This window comes from Enterobacter cloacae complex sp. IR5441, from assembly GCF_049238215.1.
Taxonomy (GTDB): Bacteria; Pseudomonadota; Gammaproteobacteria; order Enterobacterales; family Enterobacteriaceae; genus Enterobacter; species Enterobacter hormaechei_C.
Genome location: NZ_JBMKIA010000094.1, coordinates 1 through 1,985 on the forward strand (window position 1 = coordinate 1; position 1,985 = coordinate 1,985).

At 62.8% G+C, this 1,985-nt stretch carries 1 pseudogene; it reads right to left on the reverse strand.

Features of this window, described 5'->3' with window-relative positions:
* Positions 1-101: 101 nt before the first annotated feature.
* Positions 102-1,868: pseudogene (locus ACOTX5_RS26420) on the reverse strand (Tn3 family transposase); the annotation flags it as partial.
* Positions 1,869-1,985: the final 117 nt, after the last annotated feature.

A 1,985-nucleotide genomic window follows, 5' to 3' on the forward strand; every position in this document is an offset into this window, starting at 1 on the left:
CCAATAAGCGCAATGTTTTCCATGATGGTTCTCCGAATGAAAGCCTGTCCTCAGCATAGTACTGGGAAGGAGGGAGTGACCATCTCATTAAATAAAGCACGCTAAGCCGGTTGCAGCGGTCGTAGCGGCCTGAACTTGCCCGCGCCGATCTTGGCGCTGCTGCGCCAGAGGTAATCGCCGGTGAGGTTGATGTGCTCCCAACCGAGCGGCGACAGGTACTGCAACAGCGCGTCATCAACGGCATGGCCGTTGCCACGCAGCGCGTGCGCAGCCCGTTCCAGATAGACCGTGTTCCACAACACGACGGCAGCCGTTACCAGATTGAGGCCGCTAGCCCGGTAGCGCTGCTGCTCGAAACTGCGGTCGCGGATTTCACCCAGGCGGTTGAAAAACACTGCCCTGGCCAGCGCATTGCGCGCCTCGCCCTTGTTCAGGCCGGCATGCACGCGGCGGCGCAGTTCCACGCTTTGCAGCCAGTCCAGGATGAACAGCGTGCGCTCGATGCGGCCCAGCTCGCGGAGCGCCACGGCCAGGCCGTTCTGGCGTGGGTAGCTGCCGAGCTTTCGGAGCATCAGGGAGGCCGTCACCGTGCCCTGCTTGATCGAGGTGGCCAGCCGCAGGATTTCGTCCCAATGGGCGCGGACGTGCTTGATGTTGAGCGTGCCGCCGATCATGGGTTTCAGCGCGTCATAGGCGGCGTCGCCCTTCGGGATGTAGAGCTTGGTGTCGCCCAGGTCGCGGATGCGCGGCGCGAAGCGGAAGCCCAGGAGGTGCATCAGGGCGAAGACGTGATCGGTGAAGCCCGCCGTGTCGGTGTAATGCTCCTCGATCCGCAAGTCGGACTCGTGGTACAGCAGGCCGTCGAGCACGTAGGTCGAATCGCGCACGCCGACGTTCACGACCTTGGTGTGAAATGGCGCGTACTGGTCAGAAATGTGGGTGTAGAACGTCCGCCCTGGGCTGCTCCCGTATTTCGGGTTGATGTGGCCGGTGCTCTCGGCCTTGCTGCCGGTGCGGAAGTTCTGGCCGTCCGACGATGAGGTGGTGCCGTCGCCCCAGTGCTCGGCGAAGGGATGGCGGAACTGTGCGTTGACCAGATCGGCCAGCGCCGCCCCGTAGGTTTCGTCGCGGATGTGCCAGGCTTGCAGCCAAGCCAGCTTGGCGTAGGTCGTGCCGGGGCAAGACTCCGCCATCTTGGTCAGGCCCAGGTTGATCGCGTCGGCGAGGATCGTGGTCAGCAACAGGTTCTTGTCTTTGGCCGGGTCGCCCGATTTCAGATGCGCGAAATGCCGAGTGAAGCCCGTCCATTCGTCCACCTCCAGCAGCAGTTCGGTGATCTTGACGTGCGGCAGGATCATTGCCGTCTGGTCGATCAGCGCTTGGGCGGTGTCGGGTACCGCCGCGTCGAGCGGCGTGATCTTCAAGCCTGACTCGGTGATGATGGCGTCCGGCAGCTCGTTGGCCGTCGCCATACGGTTGACGGTGGCAAGCTGTGTTTCCAGCAGCGTCAGCCGGTCGTTCAGGTACCGGTTGCAGTCGGTGGCCACGGCCAGCGGCAATTCGCTGGCCTGCTTGAGGCTGGCGAATTTCGCGGGCGGCACCAGGTAGTCCTCGAAGTCCTTGAACTGGCGCGACCCCTGCACCCAGATGTCGCCGGAACGCAACGCGTTCTTCATCTCCGACAGCGCGCACAGTTCGTAGTAGCGCCGGTCGATGCCGGTGTCGGTCATGACCAGCTTCTGCCAGCGCGGCTTGATGAACTCGGTCGGCGCGTCGGCGGGCACCTTGCGGGCGTTGTCGCTGTTCATGCCGCGCAGCACCTCGATGGCGTCGAGCACGTCCTTCGCGGCGGGAGCGGCCCGCAGCTGGCACTGTTGCAAAGTTAGCGATGAGGCAGCCTTTTGTCTTATTCAAAGGCCTTACATTTCAAAAACTCTGCTTACCAGGCGCATTTCGCCCAGGGGATCACCATAATAAAATGCTGA